The 14,795-nt window shown below is 58.3% G+C and carries 11 protein-coding genes and 5 pseudogenes; 6 read left to right on the top strand and 10 right to left on the bottom strand.

Translation table 11 applies throughout. The features are described 5' to 3' along the window. The coding region (locus GBO37_RS13150; protein WP_252929475.1) for a transposase at nucleotides 1–175 on the bottom strand (175 nt) is incomplete at its 3' end. A gap of 488 nt (nucleotides 176–663) precedes the next feature. Between GBO37_RS13150 and GBO37_RS13145 the strand changes: the two genes are divergently transcribed. From GBO37_RS13145 to GBO37_RS13135, 3 genes are all read left to right on the top strand, one after another. Further along, the gene (locus GBO37_RS13145; protein ID WP_252929471.1) at nucleotides 664–1,698 is read left to right on the top strand and encodes a glycosyl hydrolase family 8; all 1,035 of its coding nucleotides are present in this window, start codon (nucleotides 664–666) and stop codon (nucleotides 1,696–1,698) included. An 89-nt stretch (nucleotides 1,699–1,787) separates the two neighbouring features. Next, nucleotides 1,788–2,957, top strand: a complete 1,170-nt coding sequence (locus GBO37_RS13140) for an HlyD family efflux transporter periplasmic adaptor subunit (RefSeq protein ID WP_252929469.1) — start codon at nucleotides 1,788–1,790, stop codon at nucleotides 2,955–2,957. Between the two features lies 1 nt (nucleotide 2,958). Continuing rightward, a complete protein-coding gene (locus tag GBO37_RS13135) occupies nucleotides 2,959–4,938 on the top strand; it encodes a glycosyltransferase (protein WP_252929467.1) in 1,980 nt (659 codons plus the stop codon). Here GBO37_RS13135 and GBO37_RS13130 read toward each other — a convergent pair. Further along, nucleotides 4,922–6,004 (bottom strand): cache domain-containing protein, encoded by a 1,083-nt coding sequence (locus GBO37_RS13130; protein ID WP_252929465.1) that lies wholly within the window; start codon nucleotides 6,002–6,004, stop codon nucleotides 4,922–4,924. The two genes, GBO37_RS13135 and GBO37_RS13130, sit on opposite strands and share 17 nt — an antisense overlap. A 17-nt stretch (nucleotides 6,005–6,021) precedes the next feature. Then, the gene (locus GBO37_RS13125) at nucleotides 6,022–6,606 is read right to left on the bottom strand and encodes a hypothetical protein (RefSeq protein ID WP_252929463.1); all 585 of its coding nucleotides are present in this window, start codon (nucleotides 6,604–6,606) and stop codon (nucleotides 6,022–6,024) included. Nucleotides 6,607–6,827: 221 nt separating this feature from the next. Here GBO37_RS13125 and GBO37_RS13120 point away from each other — a divergent pair. Continuing rightward, nucleotides 6,828–7,689, top strand: a pseudogene (locus tag GBO37_RS13120) (DDE-type integrase/transposase/recombinase); the annotation flags it as partial. A gap of 189 nt (nucleotides 7,690–7,878) precedes the next feature. On the opposite strand, the gene GBO37_RS13115 reads toward GBO37_RS13120, so the two are convergent. From GBO37_RS13115 to GBO37_RS13100, 4 genes and pseudogenes are all read right to left on the bottom strand, one after another. Continuing rightward, nucleotides 7,879–8,565 carry an IS3 family transposase gene (locus tag GBO37_RS13115; protein WP_256480842.1) on the bottom strand — a complete coding sequence of 229 codons (687 nt, stop codon included), beginning with the start codon at nucleotides 8,563–8,565 and terminating at the stop codon, nucleotides 7,879–7,881. Between the two features lie 198 nt (nucleotides 8,566–8,763). Continuing rightward, nucleotides 8,764–9,000: a transposase gene (locus tag GBO37_RS21640; RefSeq protein WP_371927579.1), complete on the bottom strand. Its 237-nt coding sequence runs from the start codon at nucleotides 8,998–9,000 to the stop codon at nucleotides 8,764–8,766. Between the two features lie 34 nt (nucleotides 9,001–9,034). After that, nucleotides 9,035–9,682 (bottom strand): annotated as a pseudogene (locus tag GBO37_RS13105) (IS110 family transposase); the annotation flags it as partial. Between the two features lie 12 nt (nucleotides 9,683–9,694). Beyond that, nucleotides 9,695–9,850, bottom strand: a complete 156-nt coding sequence (locus GBO37_RS13100) for a hypothetical protein (RefSeq protein ID WP_252929460.1) — start codon at nucleotides 9,848–9,850, stop codon at nucleotides 9,695–9,697. Between the two features lie 58 nt (nucleotides 9,851–9,908). Here GBO37_RS13100 and GBO37_RS13095 point away from each other — a divergent pair. Then, nucleotides 9,909–10,189 (top strand): annotated as a pseudogene (locus GBO37_RS13095) (transposase); the annotation flags it as partial. A gap of 41 nt (nucleotides 10,190–10,230) precedes the next feature. Here GBO37_RS13095 and GBO37_RS13090 read toward each other — a convergent pair. Continuing rightward, nucleotides 10,231–10,860: pseudogene (locus GBO37_RS13090) on the bottom strand (IS481 family transposase); the annotation flags it as partial. A gap of 317 nt (nucleotides 10,861–11,177) precedes the next feature. Between GBO37_RS13090 and GBO37_RS13085 the strand changes: the two are divergent. Then, complete coding sequence (locus tag GBO37_RS13085; RefSeq protein ID WP_252929458.1) at nucleotides 11,178–12,800, top strand: GMC family oxidoreductase; 1,623 nt, start codon at nucleotides 11,178–11,180, stop codon at nucleotides 12,798–12,800. A gap of 898 nt (nucleotides 12,801–13,698) precedes the next feature. Here the strand turns inward: GBO37_RS13085 and GBO37_RS13080 are convergent. Both GBO37_RS13080 and GBO37_RS13075 read right to left on the bottom strand, forming a co-directional pair. Further along, nucleotides 13,699–13,911: pseudogene (locus GBO37_RS13080) on the bottom strand (transposase); the annotation flags it as partial. Nucleotides 13,912–13,946: 35 nt separating this feature from the next. Next, the gene (locus GBO37_RS13075; protein ID WP_252929457.1) at nucleotides 13,947–14,537 is read right to left on the bottom strand and encodes a hypothetical protein; all 591 of its coding nucleotides are present in this window, start codon (nucleotides 14,535–14,537) and stop codon (nucleotides 13,947–13,949) included. Nucleotides 14,538–14,795 lie beyond the last annotated feature (258 nt).

Below are 14,795 nucleotides of genomic sequence, written 5' to 3'. Positions count from 1 at the left end.
GCTCATTCCCGGGAAATGCAGCAGCCGGGGCTGCGCTCAATTCCCTCATCCAGCGGCGCAGCACACTCTCGGACAGGTCGAGGTCGCGTGCGGCCTGTGACACCGCTACGCCCCGATCGGTTACCAGCCTCACGGCCTCTGTCTTGAACTCACGGCTGAACTTTCGTCTCGTCATATCCACTCTCCAGTTCCTTGGTCGCGATCTTATCTTCGTGTCCACGAAACCGGCAGCAGCTCACGACGCAACTACGGGCCGGGAGACAAGCGAAGTCCAAATAGGTCCTTACTCCCATCCATAAGCGTCGCTATTCGTCAGTAGGCTGGAGGAACCTCAAGGAGGCCGGGTCCAGTTCACTAGGCATTAGCAGTTAATGGTGTGCCGTGCCCAACATCGAAATTTACATTTTAGACCTTCTGACAGACTGATCCCCCAGCTTTCAGGATCCCTGCCGGAACCGCGAGCGTCCCTAAAATTCCTTCAACGAGCATTGGCGCTTGCTTCTGCGGCGGATGGACTGAGACTGGAGGTTTCTAGAACCCCTGCGTCCGGCCATGACGGCATAAACTCTATCGTATCTTACGACGCTCCATGTAAAGTGGGGCAAGTTACGTGTTGGGCGATACCAACCAGAAGTTTAACCCGATAGCGTGGTGGACGAGGGTATGCTGATAACACGCCGACGGCTGGTAAAACTGGCCGCTTCAGCCGTCGTCGCGAGACCGCATGTTGTTTACTCCGGTGCCACCCGCGCTCTTTGGGAACGTTGGCTGCAAAGTTATGTCCGGTCCGGCAGAATTGTAGACGAGCATCAAAGGGCGATCTCTCACTCGGAGGGTCAGGGATATGGCCTTCTGCTCGCGCAGGCTCACGGAGATCGCGACGTTTTTGAGCAGATAGAACGTTGGACGACCAATCATCTGTCGGTCCGCGATGATAGCCTGATGGCTTGGAAATGGCAGCCAGGTGCGGGCAACAATATCCCTGACTGGCACAATGCCACCGACGGCGATCTTTTTCGTGCCTGGGCACTGCTTCGAGCCGGACGGGACTCTGGGTGGACAGAGCATACTGACGCCGCTCTCAGAATTGCACGAGATATTGCACGCCTCTGTCTTGCTCCCGATCCAAGGGCGGCGAATGGACCGCTGCTTCTGCCAGGCGCCGAAGCAAGGCATGCCGAAGATCGTGTGCTGATCAACCCATCCTACATCATGCCACGTGCCCTGCGAGAGCTGGGAAAAGCTGCGGGTGAGCCTGCGCTCGTTCAGGCAGCCGATCATGGAGAAACCGTACTTGCCGAACTGGCAGCCACTGGCTTCCTGCCCAACTGGGTGGATGTAACACGGGCAGGTTTCGCAAAGCCTGTAGAGCATGACTTTCGATGGGGATATGACGCTCTCCGCATCCCTCTTTATCTGGCCTGGTCGAACAGAACCGATCACCCGGCAGTGCGTTCGGCAGCGAGCTTGATGAGCGATGGTGCCTTGCCGGGACATGTCGTCGTTGAGGCGGCGCCGCAAGGAGAGGTGCTTCAGGCAAGCGACCGAGTTGGATTCACCGCCATTCGACGCTTGATAGACTGTGCATCTCTTGATGCTTCATCTGCACGTATTGGTGCTGACTATTATTCCGATACCCTGCTGATGCTTGTCGATCTGGCCTTCCGGGAAGGGGGATGCAACACGCCGCTGCAATAAGTGAAAAACATCTCCAGATGGTGATGACCGGCATGAATTACTCGCTTAAGCTGAAATGAAAGAAATCATCAGCTTGGGTTGCATCTCTCATGAAATACAGCAGACCAGTTATCGGGATCCTCCTGATCCTCTTGTCGATCTGGGTGATCGTGGGCGAGCAGATGTCCGGGGCGAGCGCGGATGCCGTAGTCAACGCACCGATCGTCACGATCCGGGCGCCGGTTGCCGGAAACCTGACGATCCCCGAGAGACAGTTGGGCGGACGGGTTACGCAAGGCGAGGTGCTGGCCAGCATTGAAGACCCGATCGTCGATCGCGTCAGGCTCAATGATCTGCTGATGGAAGTCCGGCTGGAGGAGGCTGCGCGCGCTCAGATCGCGGAGTTGTTGGCAGAAACCGGTGCCATCCGCGACGACCTGGACCGACGTGCGGACATCTTTCGCACGAACCGGCTGGAAGAGCTGCGAACGCGCCTGACGCACGCCCGATCGCGTCTGGCCATTCTGGAGCAAGAGCAAGCCGCTGTGCCCGACCCGCGCCTGCTGGACGCGGTCGAGGAGGACGACCAGCGCCTGCCTGCCGAACCACGGCTGGATGCGCTGGTGCTTGATCATGCGCGCGAACGCGTGGCGATCCTGCAGATCGCGCTAAACGCTGCGCAACAGGGCGTGTTTCTGGGCGACGGGTACAACGACGCACCCAATGCCGAACAGCGCAGCGTCGAATTGCGCAGTGAAATCGCGACCCTGAACACGCGTCTGGCCGAAGCCGATGCCAGGCTGACCGCAGTCGGTGAGCGTACCGACCGAGAACGTCTGCGGGTCAACAGCCAGATCGGCGGCGATCTGCAAAGCCCTGTAACCGGGATCTTCTGGGACGTGCTTCAGGCCGACGGAGTCAACGTTCAGCGCGGCGATCCGCTGTTGCGGCTCGTGGATTGCAGTTCCACGGTGGTGACCCTGTCGGTGACTGAACGCACCTACAATGATCTGGCTGTCGGCCAGTCCGCGCGCTTCAGACTTGCGGGTTCTTCTGAAGTCCAGGATGCCACTGTCGCCCGCCTTGCCGGAAGCGGCGCCGCTACCATCTACCAAGCGATGGCGGTCGCTCCCAGCCAGAAACACCTGGAGCGTTTCGACGTGGCACTGATCGTTCCTGCACTGCGCGACGGGGGCGCGGACAACTGTGTCATCGGCCAAACGGGACGTGCCTTTTTCGAGACGCGCCCGCTGGACGGCCTCCGAGGGCTATTCAACTGAGATGCCGGACGTCCTGCTGTTCAGCCAGCTGGGGTCTAGCACGGTTCATCTGTTGCTGGTCCTTGGCGTAGGTCTCACCCTCCGATCATGGGTGAATGTCCACGACACCCTGCACCGCTCGATCCTGCTGGGCATCGGCTTTCTGCTGGCCGTTCGCTATATCTGGTGGCGGGGAACCGAGACGCTGGCGCCACCCGGCCTGACCTTGGACATGCTCGCAAGCTGGTCGCTGTTCGCGCTCGAGTTTCTTGCGCTGATGGGATCGGTCAGCGCCTTTGTGATCATGTCGCGCATCAAGATCCGCAGCGCCGAGGCGGACGCCCACGAGGGGTGGTGGGGTGAAACCGAACCACGGGTCGCGATCCTGATTGCCACGTACAATGAGGACCTGGAGGTTCTAGAACGCACCATCATCGGCGCCAAGTTCCTGCGCCATAGGAACAAGGAAGTCCTGGTTCTTGACGACAGCCGCCGGGACTGGCTTCGCGACTATTGCGCGCAACAGCAGGTCCGATACATGCGTCGTCCAGACAACAAGGGGTCCAAGGCAGGCAACATCAACCACGCGCTGGATCGTCTGGCCGAGGACCCAGTTCCACCAGATTTTGTGGCTGTTCTGGACGCTGACTTCGTTCCCCATCGCGGCTTTCTGGGGCGCAGTCTGGCGCTGTTTCATGATCCCGACGTGGCACTGGTCCAGACCCCCCAGCACTTCTTCAATGCCGACCCAATCCAGCACAATCTCGGGATCAGCCAGTCCTATCCCGACGAACAGCGGTTCTTCTTCGATCACATGCAGCCCTGTCGTGACGGGTGGGGGATCGCCATCTGCTGCGGGACGTCATCCATATGCCGCTGGTCCGCGCTTCGCGAGATCGGCGGCTTTCCGACGGAGAGCGTCACTGAAGATTTCATGCTGACACTGGCCTTGCAGGAACGCGGGCTCAAGACGGTCTATCTGTCCGAACCCCTGACCGAGGGGCTCGCCCCTGAAGGGCTCAAGGAATACGTGACGCAGCGCGCGCGCTGGTGCCTGGGGCTGATGCAGATTGCCCGCTCCAGCCTGGGCCCTCTGTCGGCCAGCAAACTGCGCCTGCGCGATCGCTGGAGCGTCATCGATTCGATCTTCTTCTGGATGACCAGCTTTCCGTTCCGCATCGCGGTGGTCGTCTATCCATTGCTGGACTGGTTCTTCAACATCATCGTGGTGGACGCGTCCCTGCCCGACGTGATCACGTTCTTCGGGTGTTATTTCCTGTGGTCATTTTTGGTTCTTCGGACGCTGATGCCGGGAATGTTCGTGCCGATCTTGCATGATGTCAGCCAGTTGATCGGCGCGATCGCAATCAGCCGCGCGGCATTCACCGGCATGTTCCGACCAAAGGGGCATCCGTTTTCAGTGACCGCCAAGGGGGGCGACCGCACCAAGGTCACTGTCCAGTGGGCTTTGATGCGACCGTTCCTGATCCTGCTGGTGCTGACCCTTCTTGGCCTGACCATCGGCATCCTGTCTGATCGGTTCGCGTTCAACGATGCAGGCGACGGCAAATGGGTCGTAATCTTCTGGACGATCTACAACGTGTTCGTCCTGACACTGACCGTTCTGGCCTGCATCGAACTACCGCGCCGGGAACGCCATATCGCCGACTTGCCAGATCGCGCCGTCTTCGTGGTTGAGGGCGATATCCGGCGTCAGTGGATCAGCGCGATGAACATGGATGAGGCCAGACTGCGCGGTAAGATCTATCCTGCAGGCACCGAGGCCAAGCTGCGGATCGCCAAGATCGGCGACATTCCTGTAACCGTCATCGCCGAGACGGTGGACGGCAACCGCATCCGCCTTATGCCAACCCCAGACCAGCGCGAAGCCCTGATGCTGCGGTTCTACGCCGAGGGTGCGGCCCCAGGCACGGGGCGCGCTCAGTTGCTTGGGATCCTTTCGGGTATAGGTCGGCGACTGTCGTTCAGCTCTCGCCGCTGACCGGATCGCGCTGGAGGCGTGCCAGCGCGGTTGACAGCTGTGCCGCCTCAACCGTGATGCGGCTATTGGCGGGATAGTCCTGTGAGCCTTCAGAGATTTGCTCTGCCGATGCGGCCAGGCGCGCGATCGGCGCCAGCACGACACGCGCATAAATAAGTGTGATCAGCGTCACCAGCGCCAGGGCGAGAAGCGCCGCATAATGCGCACCGTTTCGGACAAGATCGACCCCGAAGCGGACCGTGCTGGCGTCAAGCCGTCCGATCATCCGCCAGCCGAAGCTTGGCAGGTCACCAGATGTGACTTGCGGCACCACCGTCGAGAAATAGTCACGCCCGTCTGGCCATGTCTCACGCCCCTCGGCGCCGATCCCCGCCTGCGCCGAGCGCAAGATCTGCAAGTCGGCCTCTGTCGGTGCCTGGTCGGAGGACGACGCTGAGATCGCCCCGCTCGGGTTGATCAGGAACAGGTCGATCCCGAAGCGCTCTGCCGTGTCGGCAAGATAGTCTGCCAACCAATCAGCATTGATGTGCATCCCGATGACACCGGCTACGTCGCCGTTCTGATCCAGAACCGGGCGTGCCAGGTCGATGAAGCGCAACGGCTGTTCTGCGTCCCTGCCAAGCAACTGCGCCAATAGAAGTGCATCGTGGACATCGCCTGCGAACCCGCCCGACAGACCGTTTCGGTACCACGGCCGTGCGCTGACATCTTGACCAACCAGCAGATCGTCGGTCGCTGCAACCACAGTGCCGCCAAGATCGGCATATCCGACCCAGGAAATTCGCGTACCGTCGCCCCCTGCACCGGCCAGGAGATAGGACAGCTCTTGCGGGCTAAGGGCTCCGGCATGTTCGGTCAAAAAGACCAGATTGTGCCAATCGCGTTCCAACGTACGTGCCAGCTCACCTGCAGCAGCTGTCGTGCGGAACCGCGAGGCGAAGGCTAATGTACTGTCGGTGAACCGGTCCCCCCGCAGCAGAACGAAGCTGGCGCAGACCACGGTCACCGCCATCAGGCAAGAGAGGCAGAACAGGATCACGGAACGGCGTAGTGTCAGGGTGGGCATTGCGGTCATTTCAGGCCTCAAAACGTATTTACGGCAATGCCTGCGAACAGCTCTTCTGAGCTTACCTTGTAGCCAAGGCGCAGTTTGACAGGGCTATCCGAGAGGTTCTTTTGTAGAGCAACGGTCGTTTCATGGTAGGAGTTGCTGCCACCCCGCGACAGTTCCACAATCACCCCTGGGGCTTGGAATGTTGCCTGTGTCAGCAGGAACCATGAATCGTTGACGGTGCTGAGGTCAGCCAGGACATAGGTCGCCCCAAACGAGGAGGGGCTATACCGCTCTATCGATGCCTTGGCCCCTCCAGCGATATCGGTGCCCTGCCCGTCCTCTCTCTCGAACCCTATGGTTGGCCCCGCCTTGATGGTCGCGATGTCTCCAAGTGGCCAAGCATGAGTCACGCTGATGGCGCCCGCGCGCCCACCTTCATATTTCACCGCGTTGAAGCCATAACCGATAGCTCCTGTGCTGGAAGCAGCGACAAGCCCTTGGGTTTGACCCCCGAGATCAGCCTGCAGGAAGTACCCGTCGGCGGCCGCCTGCTGCGATAGACAGACGCACAAGGCGATCCCTGCTACGACCTTGAGTTTCAAACAGTCGACCATAACGACTTCCCCAGCACGAGTGTTTCTATACAACTAGAACATGTATCGAAGTGCTGTAATAGCCTCAGGATAATTTTGTTGGTGCTGATGATGACTAAACATTGGAGTCTGGAAAGAACGTACGTTACTTTTGACTTGCTGACCTGCCACGGGATTTTTCCTCCATCTGCGATTAGCGTCCGGCCCATGCATGGAGAGGACGGACGACAAAGAAGGCACGACTGACGGAAGAGCAGATTATCGGCATCCTGCAGGAGCATGGTCGACGTATACGTCGACGGCGCGAAGTGCGCTGATCTGTGCCGCAAGCACGGAATGTCGGAGGGCACGTGTCTCAGTCTGGCAGGCAAAGTATTCGGGGATGACGGTGTCCGAGGCCAAGCGGCTGAAGGCGGTGGAATGAGGCGCAAGCGCCATCGGTCCGAGCGCCGCGCCGAATGAGAACGCAAAGCTGAAGAAGCTCTTGGCCGAGCAGATGCTCGACATGGCGGCGATGCGTGAGCTACTCAAAAAAAATGGTGACGCCCGTCGCGAAGCGCGAGGCTGTCGCGCAGCTGAAGGCCCAGCTTGGGTTGTCGGAGCGGCGGGCGTGTCAGATTGCAGGGGCGGATCGGACGATGGTCCGCTATTAGTCGCAGCGTGCGCCTAACACGGCGCTGCGCGTCCGGTCGCGGGATCTGGCAAATGAGCGGCGCAGGTTCGGCTACCGACGGCTCTTCCGTGCTGCTCAAGCGTGAGGGCGAGGCGTCGGGGATCAGCTGCATCTACCGTCTCTACCGCGAGGAAGGGTTAACCGTCCGTAAACAAAAAGCGCGCCGCAAGGCCATCGGCGCAAGGGCCCCGATCCTGGTCGAGGCGCGGGCCAATGCCCGCTGGTCGCTAGATTTCGTGCATGACCAATTCGCCTGCGGGTGGCGTTTCCGGGTGCTGAACGCCGTCGATGACGTCTCGCGGGAATGTCTTGCCGCGATCCCCGACACCTCAATCTCGGGCCGACGTGTGGCACACGAGCTGACCGCGCTGATCGAACGCCTTAGAAAGCCCGGCATGATTGTCAGTGACAACGGCACCAAGCTGACCTCGTGAGCTACTCCCTGATCCTTGGACAGTTTTCCTGCTGATTTAAGCTACTGCCTGCGCCTGCTGATCGGTTTCGATGGTGTTGAAGTAGACCACGGCGGGCGGCTGCCCGCCATGTGCGATGTGGGGTCGCCGATGATTATGGAAGGCAATCCATTGGCCGATGGTAGCCTTGGCCTGAGACCCCGTTTTCTAAGCGTGCAGGTAGACGCATTCATACTTGAGGGACCGCCAGAGGCGCTCGATGAAGACATTGTCGATGCACCGGCCTTTGCCGTCCATGGAGATCCGGGTGCCAGCGCGCTTCAGCCTGTCTGTCCAGGCAAAGGACGTGAACTGTGAACCCTGGTCCGTATTTATGATCCCGGGCGCGACGAAGCGGTGAATGGCCTCATTCAACGCCTCGACGCAGAAGTCAGCCTCCAGCGTGTTCGAAATGCGCCAAGCCAGCACCTTTCGGGTGGACCAGTCCATGATCGCCACGAGGTAAATGAAGCCGCGCCGCATCGGCAGGTAGGTGATGTCGGCACGCCAGACCTGGCCGGGGCGATCGACCTGCAGCCCACCCGAGCTAGATAGGGATAGGTCTTGTGCCCCTTCCTCGGCTTGCTGGTGTCGGGCTTCTGGTAGATCGGCAGTGAGGAGGGTCAGAAAACGGTCCGGTGGACCGTTTTCCCGAAGAACGCGCATGAGCCGCATAAGGCGCCGGATGCGCTTCTGGTTCACGCCGTGCCCCTCGTTCTGCAGATGCCAAGTTATCTGCCGGACCCCGTAGAAGGGGGTGTCGAGGAGCTGCTTGTCGATGAACTGCATCAGGCCTAGGTTCTGCTCCGTCTCTCCGACAGGTTCATGATAGAAGAACGAGCGCGAGATCGACAGCAGGCGGCACTGCGCACCACCGACAACGCCGGATGGCCCCGCTCAATCATCCCTTGCCTCACTTGCCGGTCCACGGCTTGAGCTTTCGTGACATCGAAGTGAGAACCGTGACCCCTGTGGGGCCGCGTAAGTCTCACGGAGCATCATTGGCGACAGCCAGTTCTCCGATCTTGGCATGCAGCCGACCGGACCGTCTCCTCATTCCACCTTTGCGACAGGCTTTTTGCCGCCGCGCTCGAAGATATCCGCACCGTCGATCAGCGCGCTCGCCATTGTCCTCGGACCAATGGCGGACCATGGCTCACTCCACTGATGGATCATCGTCGGATGCACGCCGTATTCGGCGGCCAGCTCCAACACAGTGCGCTCGCCCTTCAATGCTTCCAGCGCAATACGCGCATTAAAGCCCGCGTCACGGTTTCTGCGTTCCCGCATTTGTGATCTCCTCGTTCTTGGAGACCAGCAAACGTCAGATCGTAGCTTCCGTCACTGTCCGATTTTCGGGGAGTAGCTCATCAGAGATCTGGCGCGGGGTCAGGCCGAGCCAAGCCGCAAACTCCCGACCGGAGCGGAACGCAGAGGGATCAGGGATCGTTGCAGCAAAGGCCGTGGCCGTGATCGGGCCGATCCCAGGAATGGTCGTGAGCAGGCGACAGATCGCGTTTGTCTTGTGCCTCTCGGCCAAGCGGGCATCGATCCCGTCGATTTGCCGGTTCAGTGAGTCCAGCAAGCTTGCAAGAGCATCCAACGCGAAGCAGGCATCTTCAGGCAGATCCTCTCGAAGCTCATCGAGAGGATCTGAGAGGATATCGACCCGGTGCCGGCCCTGGGCAACAACCATGCCGCACTCAGCCAGGTGGGCTCGGAATGCACAGGCCGCCATTGTCCTTTGCAGGACCAGAAGGCTGCGGGCCCTGTGCAGCATCAGGAAGGCCTGATCCTCCTGCAGCTTGATCGGAACAAAGCGCACGCTTGGGCGCGTGACGGCTTCACAGATGGCTGGCGCATCGGTGGCATCGTTCTTCGCGCCGCGGCGCACGAAGGGTTTTACGTAGCCTGGTGGGCTGAGGCGCACCTCATGACCGAGCGCCCGTAGCTCGCGCGCCCAATAGTGGGCAGTCGCACAAGCCTAGATGCCAGTCAAAGAGGATGGCAAGGGCCTAAAGAAACTTAGGACATCGCGATGCGCCAGCTTCGTGCTTTCCAGCATCATACCTGAAGGGTCGGCGACATGGACGTGGAACACATTTTTGGCCAGGTCGAGGCCGACGATGGCTGGGGTCATTGAAATGCTCCTTGTGTGAGGCAGGACTAATATACGGTCCCAGGTTAGGAGCGGGGCCGTCTTCCCCATCAATGGTCGGATACGGGACGATTTTCTGAACGAGACCCTGCTCCGCAACCTCGCCCATGCCCGCGATCTGATCGCGGCTGGCTGACCAACTACAACACCGAGCGGCCCCATTCGGCCCTCGGATACCAGACGCCCGCGGGCTTCGCCCTGCACCTGACCACCGCAATCGCCCGACCCGCTGCAGGCGATGAGGGTTCCGCGCGCCGGGCGATTGCTCAACCCGCGCCAAAAGGCGTGAATCAGCTACCGGCTCCGGTCGTGGCTGGATGAAAGTTCAGTGGCAGGTCAGGGCCCCCGCGGCGAAGGCCGAGCAGACGATCGATAAACTCCTTGCCGCTGTCAATCAGTACGTGGGTAATCGTCATCGGCGCAGTGCGTTCCAGATCGCGCAGAAACCGGCGGGCGTTGGCAGCGGTTTTCGCCGGGTAGATGCGCACGAAGATCCACCTCGTAGCGCGGTCGATGGCGACGAACAGATATTGGCGACGGTCCTCTTCCGCCATCTGCGGCAGGTATTTCACATCGATATGGAACTAGCCCGGCTCATAGGCCTTGAAGGCCTCGTGCGCAGGATGTGGCAAGGCAAGCTTCAAAGCGCGCAGATTGCCCCCGCCATGCCGGCGCAGGCAGCGGTCCAGCCCGGAACGCGAGACATGAGGGTTTAGGAACTTCCGCACTACCGACAGGAGGTCATCCAGCGTTAGCAAAAACGACTTACGTAGCGCTACTGCCACAGCTTCTTGCGTGGGCGTGAGCGTTGTCTGAAGCCGGTACGCAGTATGGCTGCGGTCATGGACGCTGTCCCGGCTCCGCTACTTCCAGACGGTCTGCATGGAGATGCGGTAGCGCTCCGCCACCCTCCAAGCCGGCTCCGTGCTTTTCTGGATCGGGGCCCGTATCTTCGGTGTTGTTGCTGCCTGCTTGTGAAGAGAAATCAGCATCCTTGCTCCCGTCCCGAAGCTCGCCCAAGATCGCTCTTGCCACGAAGATCGCGATCCGGCGAGGGTCTATATGATCATCCTGGATGAAGCAACTAGCTAAGTAGTTATATTGAATGTCGTCTAGACGGTAATAAGAAGGTGCAGCCCGGGACTCTTTAACTAATCCCGCTAGACGTTTGTGGTGGTACCGATCCTTGTCTTGTCTGCGGATGATTTGAACGTCGATTTGATTTACACCAATTTCAATACTGATTAAATTAGAATTGATATAAAGAAATACCGGTTAACCCTCCTTAAGTAAGATAGTAGGTTCTTCAATGGAAAGCTTTGACTACATCATTATTGGAGCAGGGTCTGCCGGCTGCGTCTTGGCAAATAGACTTTCTGAACGCCGGGATGTCACAGTTCTCATTCTGGAGGCAGGCGGTAATAATCGCCACCCCTTTATATCCATGCCCCGAGGTTTTTCGAAGATGCTTGGGAAGCCAGGATACTTCTGGCAATACAGTATGACTGATCCTAAAAATTCCACGGTGGAGCCTGTCCATTACGGGCGCGGGCTGGGGGGATCCAGTGCAGTTAATGGAATGTGGTATATGAGAGGGATGCCGTCTGACTTTGAATCTTGGCAGGAAGCCAGCAGCCTTGAATGGGGCTGGAAGGATATGGAGCGCAATTACAAAAAGATCGAAAGTTATAGAGAGAAAGGGTCGCACAGCTCTAGAGGAGAAAACGGACCACTTAAGGTAACCCAGAGAAGCTTTCGATCACCCATCGTTTCGGCTATGATCTCCGCCGGAAAAGAGTTTGGCCTTCCATTTCTTGAAGATATCAATCAGCCTAGCACCGATGGAATTGGCTTTTCACAATTCACGGTTGATCACAACGGGAGACGGGAATCAAGTTATTCAACGTTTCTAAAGCCGGTAAAGGCACGAGATAATCTGAATATTCACTGCAACAGTGAAGTGACGCGCATTATCATCAAAAACGGTCGAGCTCATGGTATTGTTTGTAACCAGGATGGCGTCGAGAAGACATATTATGCGATGCGCGAAGTGATCCTTTCAGCTGGCGTGATACAGTCCCCGAAGCTTCTTCAACTGTCCGGCGTCGGACCAGCTTCCGTGCTCAAGGAAGCGGGCATTCCGATCGTACACGCGCTGGAAGAAGTTGGTCGCAATTTGGCAGATCACCCAATGATCTCAATTACCTATGATCTTAAAAATGACCCGAAATTGCATCGTGAGCTTAGGACCTGGCGGCTTCTCCTTCATGTCATCCAATATTATCTTGGCTTGAAGGGCTTGATGGCTACAGCGGCTGTACCGGTGACGGCAATGATATCAAATCAAGACAATAAGGTTTGGCCGAATATTCAGTTGGGTCTTGTCCCATGCTCAATCCAGAACAGTCTAAAAAAACCTGGCTCGATTGAAAGGGGACAGCCCAAAACCAGACCGGGCATTATGTTTTTAGGATATGATTTACGCCCCCGAAGCCGAGGGCAAGTCAAGATTATTTCGGCTGATTATCGCGCACCGCCTAAAATATTGATGAACTGGGGAGAGCATCCACAGGATTGCGATACGCAGGCCGAGATCGTCAATATCATCAGAAAGTTCGCGCGCAGCAAAGCCCTTTCGTCCTACTGCGGTGAGGAAATCCCTCCCGATAGAGTGGACTACAACGATGCTACTGTCGCAGCGGAGCCACGTTTATTAGTAAGATCTGGGCTTCATGGAAATGGGACCTGTCGAATGGGCGCAGACCCGCGGTCAAGCGTCGTTAACTTCCATCTGCAGGTCCATGGAATATCTAACCTACGCATAGCGGATGCGTCAATTATGCCGCATCCTGTGTCTGGAAATACCAATTCTACAGCAATGATCATCGGCGCAAAAGCATCTGAGATAATATTGAGCTCCATAGCACCTTAGATTTTTAAGTCGCTATCTACACGCGCTTAAGACAGTCTAGGCGCCAGCATATGTTTCGTGGTACGCAGCAGATTTTAGGTTCACGTTGGGAAGTTCTGTCAATGGAGTAAATCTTCAATGCGACAATAGACCCTGCAGCTTCAGATCGCGAGAAAATTCGGTCGTGGCACCGTCGATCACCAAATTGCGCATTCGGGAATGGTCAAATGCACCCATAACCATCAGTCTAGATTATTTTTCAGCGCATGGTCCTGCGATGCGTGCCCTATTGTCCGCTACTCTGCACTAGGGCCACGGTCGCTTCAATGTCATGTGTGCCAACGTAACCGACCAGTTTCAGGCCTGGATTGTCCATCGGCATCATCTTTCCATCGGTCACCACCACAATTGAAACCGTTTTCGCGAGCCGGAAGGCGAACAAGAAGCGCACAACTCGGCTAATGTGCGTGATGGGATTGAGACCGATCTAGCAGATGCTCAACACTTGCAAGCCAGCGAAGGGGCAAATGACTTATACCTCTTGCGCGGACTGCGGGTGGACCGCCCAAACCAGGTTTGGAGCGTGGACATCACCTATCTAGCGGATGCGCCGCGGCTTTCTCTACTAGGTGGCAATCATAGACTGGCACACCCGGATGGTTTCGGCTTGGAGGATCCTCCAACATACTGAATACTGATTTTTTGTCGAGGCGCTGAACGAATCAATCCATCTGTTCTGACCGCCCGACATCATGAATGGCGGTCGAAGATCTCAGGTCACATCCTTCGCTTGGACAGACCGACTACGTCGCTCGGACCTCCGCATTTTGGTGGACGGCAAACCGCAGTTCGCGCGGTATGCAATGAAAGCAGGCGCAGCATGACTTGACCGCCCATAGCGGTCGATCGCCTTCTCCCAAGCGCACCCGGGCGAACACCCCCATGTTGCCCCATCGCTTCCAGCCGTTGTAAAGCGTCTTCGGCGGGCCATACTCCCGTGGGGCGTCACACCAGCGCAAGCCATTGCGATTGATGAAGACGATGCTGCTCAGAACGCGCCGGTCGTCGACATTCAGCTTGCCATGGCTCTTCGGGAAAACGGCCGGAGCTAATCCATCTACTCGTCGGTCAGCCAAAAATTGCTGCTCGTCTTCACCCCCCGTCAGTTCAGGGGTTTGGATCATATAGGTTTGGAGACCCCAAGCAAATCAATGGGTCCTGAGTGTAGACGATCCCTCCTCCGCCACCGGTAACGGCCGGTCGGGCTTCCGCCACGCGGGCGCGCCAACCGGACGCGCGGAACGCAGCAACCGGATCGATGGCCGCGCCCTTGCGCAGGCGGGCCATCTGCAGGATCGGGTCGACATCAGTGCGGAACGCCGCCCGCAGCGTCGCCGCCGCCATCAGCGCATCATTCTGCTGCCGGTACCCTTCCAGCGCTGCGCGATCGACCAGGCTGGCCTGCACGTAAGCACGCTGGATTTCCACCGCCGAGATCATCAGGCTTTCCATAGGGTCGGTGACGTTGTGGCTCTGGTCGATCATGTGAGACAGGTCCAGGCCGGGCGTGTCCTCCAGCTCCACCAGTTCGTTGAAGACCAGGAACAGCCGGAACGGCTCGATCGTGCCGGCATCCAAATCATCGTCGCCGTACTTGCTATCGTTGAAGTGGAACCCGCCCAGCTTGCCCGCACGGACCAGGCGCGACACGATCATCTCGATGTTTACGTTAGGGGCGTGGTGACCCAAATCGACCAAGCACTGCGCCTTGCGGGTTCCGGGGCGCAGATCAACCGGACGACTGACCATTCCCCCGGTGGCAAGGGCCAGGCAGACACCGTGCAACTCTTCGAGATAGCGATCTGCCTGGCGCCTGTCCTCCTGCGCCCGTGCGCTCAGCGGTGCCTTCAGCCATTGACCTGCCCCCCGGAACGTCCCTCGGTTTAATGTAGAGTTTGCTTCATCACGAAGGAGCAGACGACATGAGAAAAAGCCGCTTCACCGAGGCGCAGGCAG

Origin of the sequence: Paracoccus sp. 08 (assembly GCF_024105395.1) — a bacterium.
Classification (GTDB): domain Bacteria; phylum Pseudomonadota; class Alphaproteobacteria; order Rhodobacterales; family Rhodobacteraceae; genus Paracoccus; species Paracoccus marcusii.
Note: the sequence above shows the minus strand (reverse complement) of the source record. Positions and strands in the feature narration are given on the sequence as shown.

Bases quoted from the DNA above. Each gene is read 5' to 3' on its own strand.
- GBO37_RS13145 (WP_252929471.1), top strand. From the start codon at position 664: ATGCTGATAACACGCCGACGGCTGGTAAAACTGGCCGCTTCAGCCGTC.
- GBO37_RS13140 (WP_252929469.1), top strand. From the start codon at position 1,788: ATGAAATACAGCAGACCAGTTATCGGGATCCTCCTGATCCTCTTGTCG.
- GBO37_RS13135 (WP_252929467.1), top strand. From the start codon at position 2,959: ATGCCGGACGTCCTGCTGTTCAGCCAGCTGGGGTCTAGCACGGTTCAT.
- GBO37_RS13130 (WP_252929465.1), bottom strand. From the start codon at position 6,004: ATGCCCACCCTGACACTACGCCGTTCCGTGATCCTGTTCTGCCTCTCT.
- GBO37_RS13125 (WP_252929463.1), bottom strand. From the start codon at position 6,606: ATGGTCGACTGTTTGAAACTCAAGGTCGTAGCAGGGATCGCCTTGTGC.
- GBO37_RS21640 (WP_371927579.1), bottom strand. From the start codon at position 9,000: ATGCGGGAACGCAGAAACCGTGACGCGGGCTTTAATGCGCGTATTGCG.
- GBO37_RS13100 (WP_252929460.1), bottom strand. From the start codon at position 9,850: ATGACCCCAGCCATCGTCGGCCTCGACCTGGCCAAAAATGTGTTCCAC.
- GBO37_RS13085 (WP_252929458.1), top strand. From the start codon at position 11,178: ATGGAAAGCTTTGACTACATCATTATTGGAGCAGGGTCTGCCGGCTGC.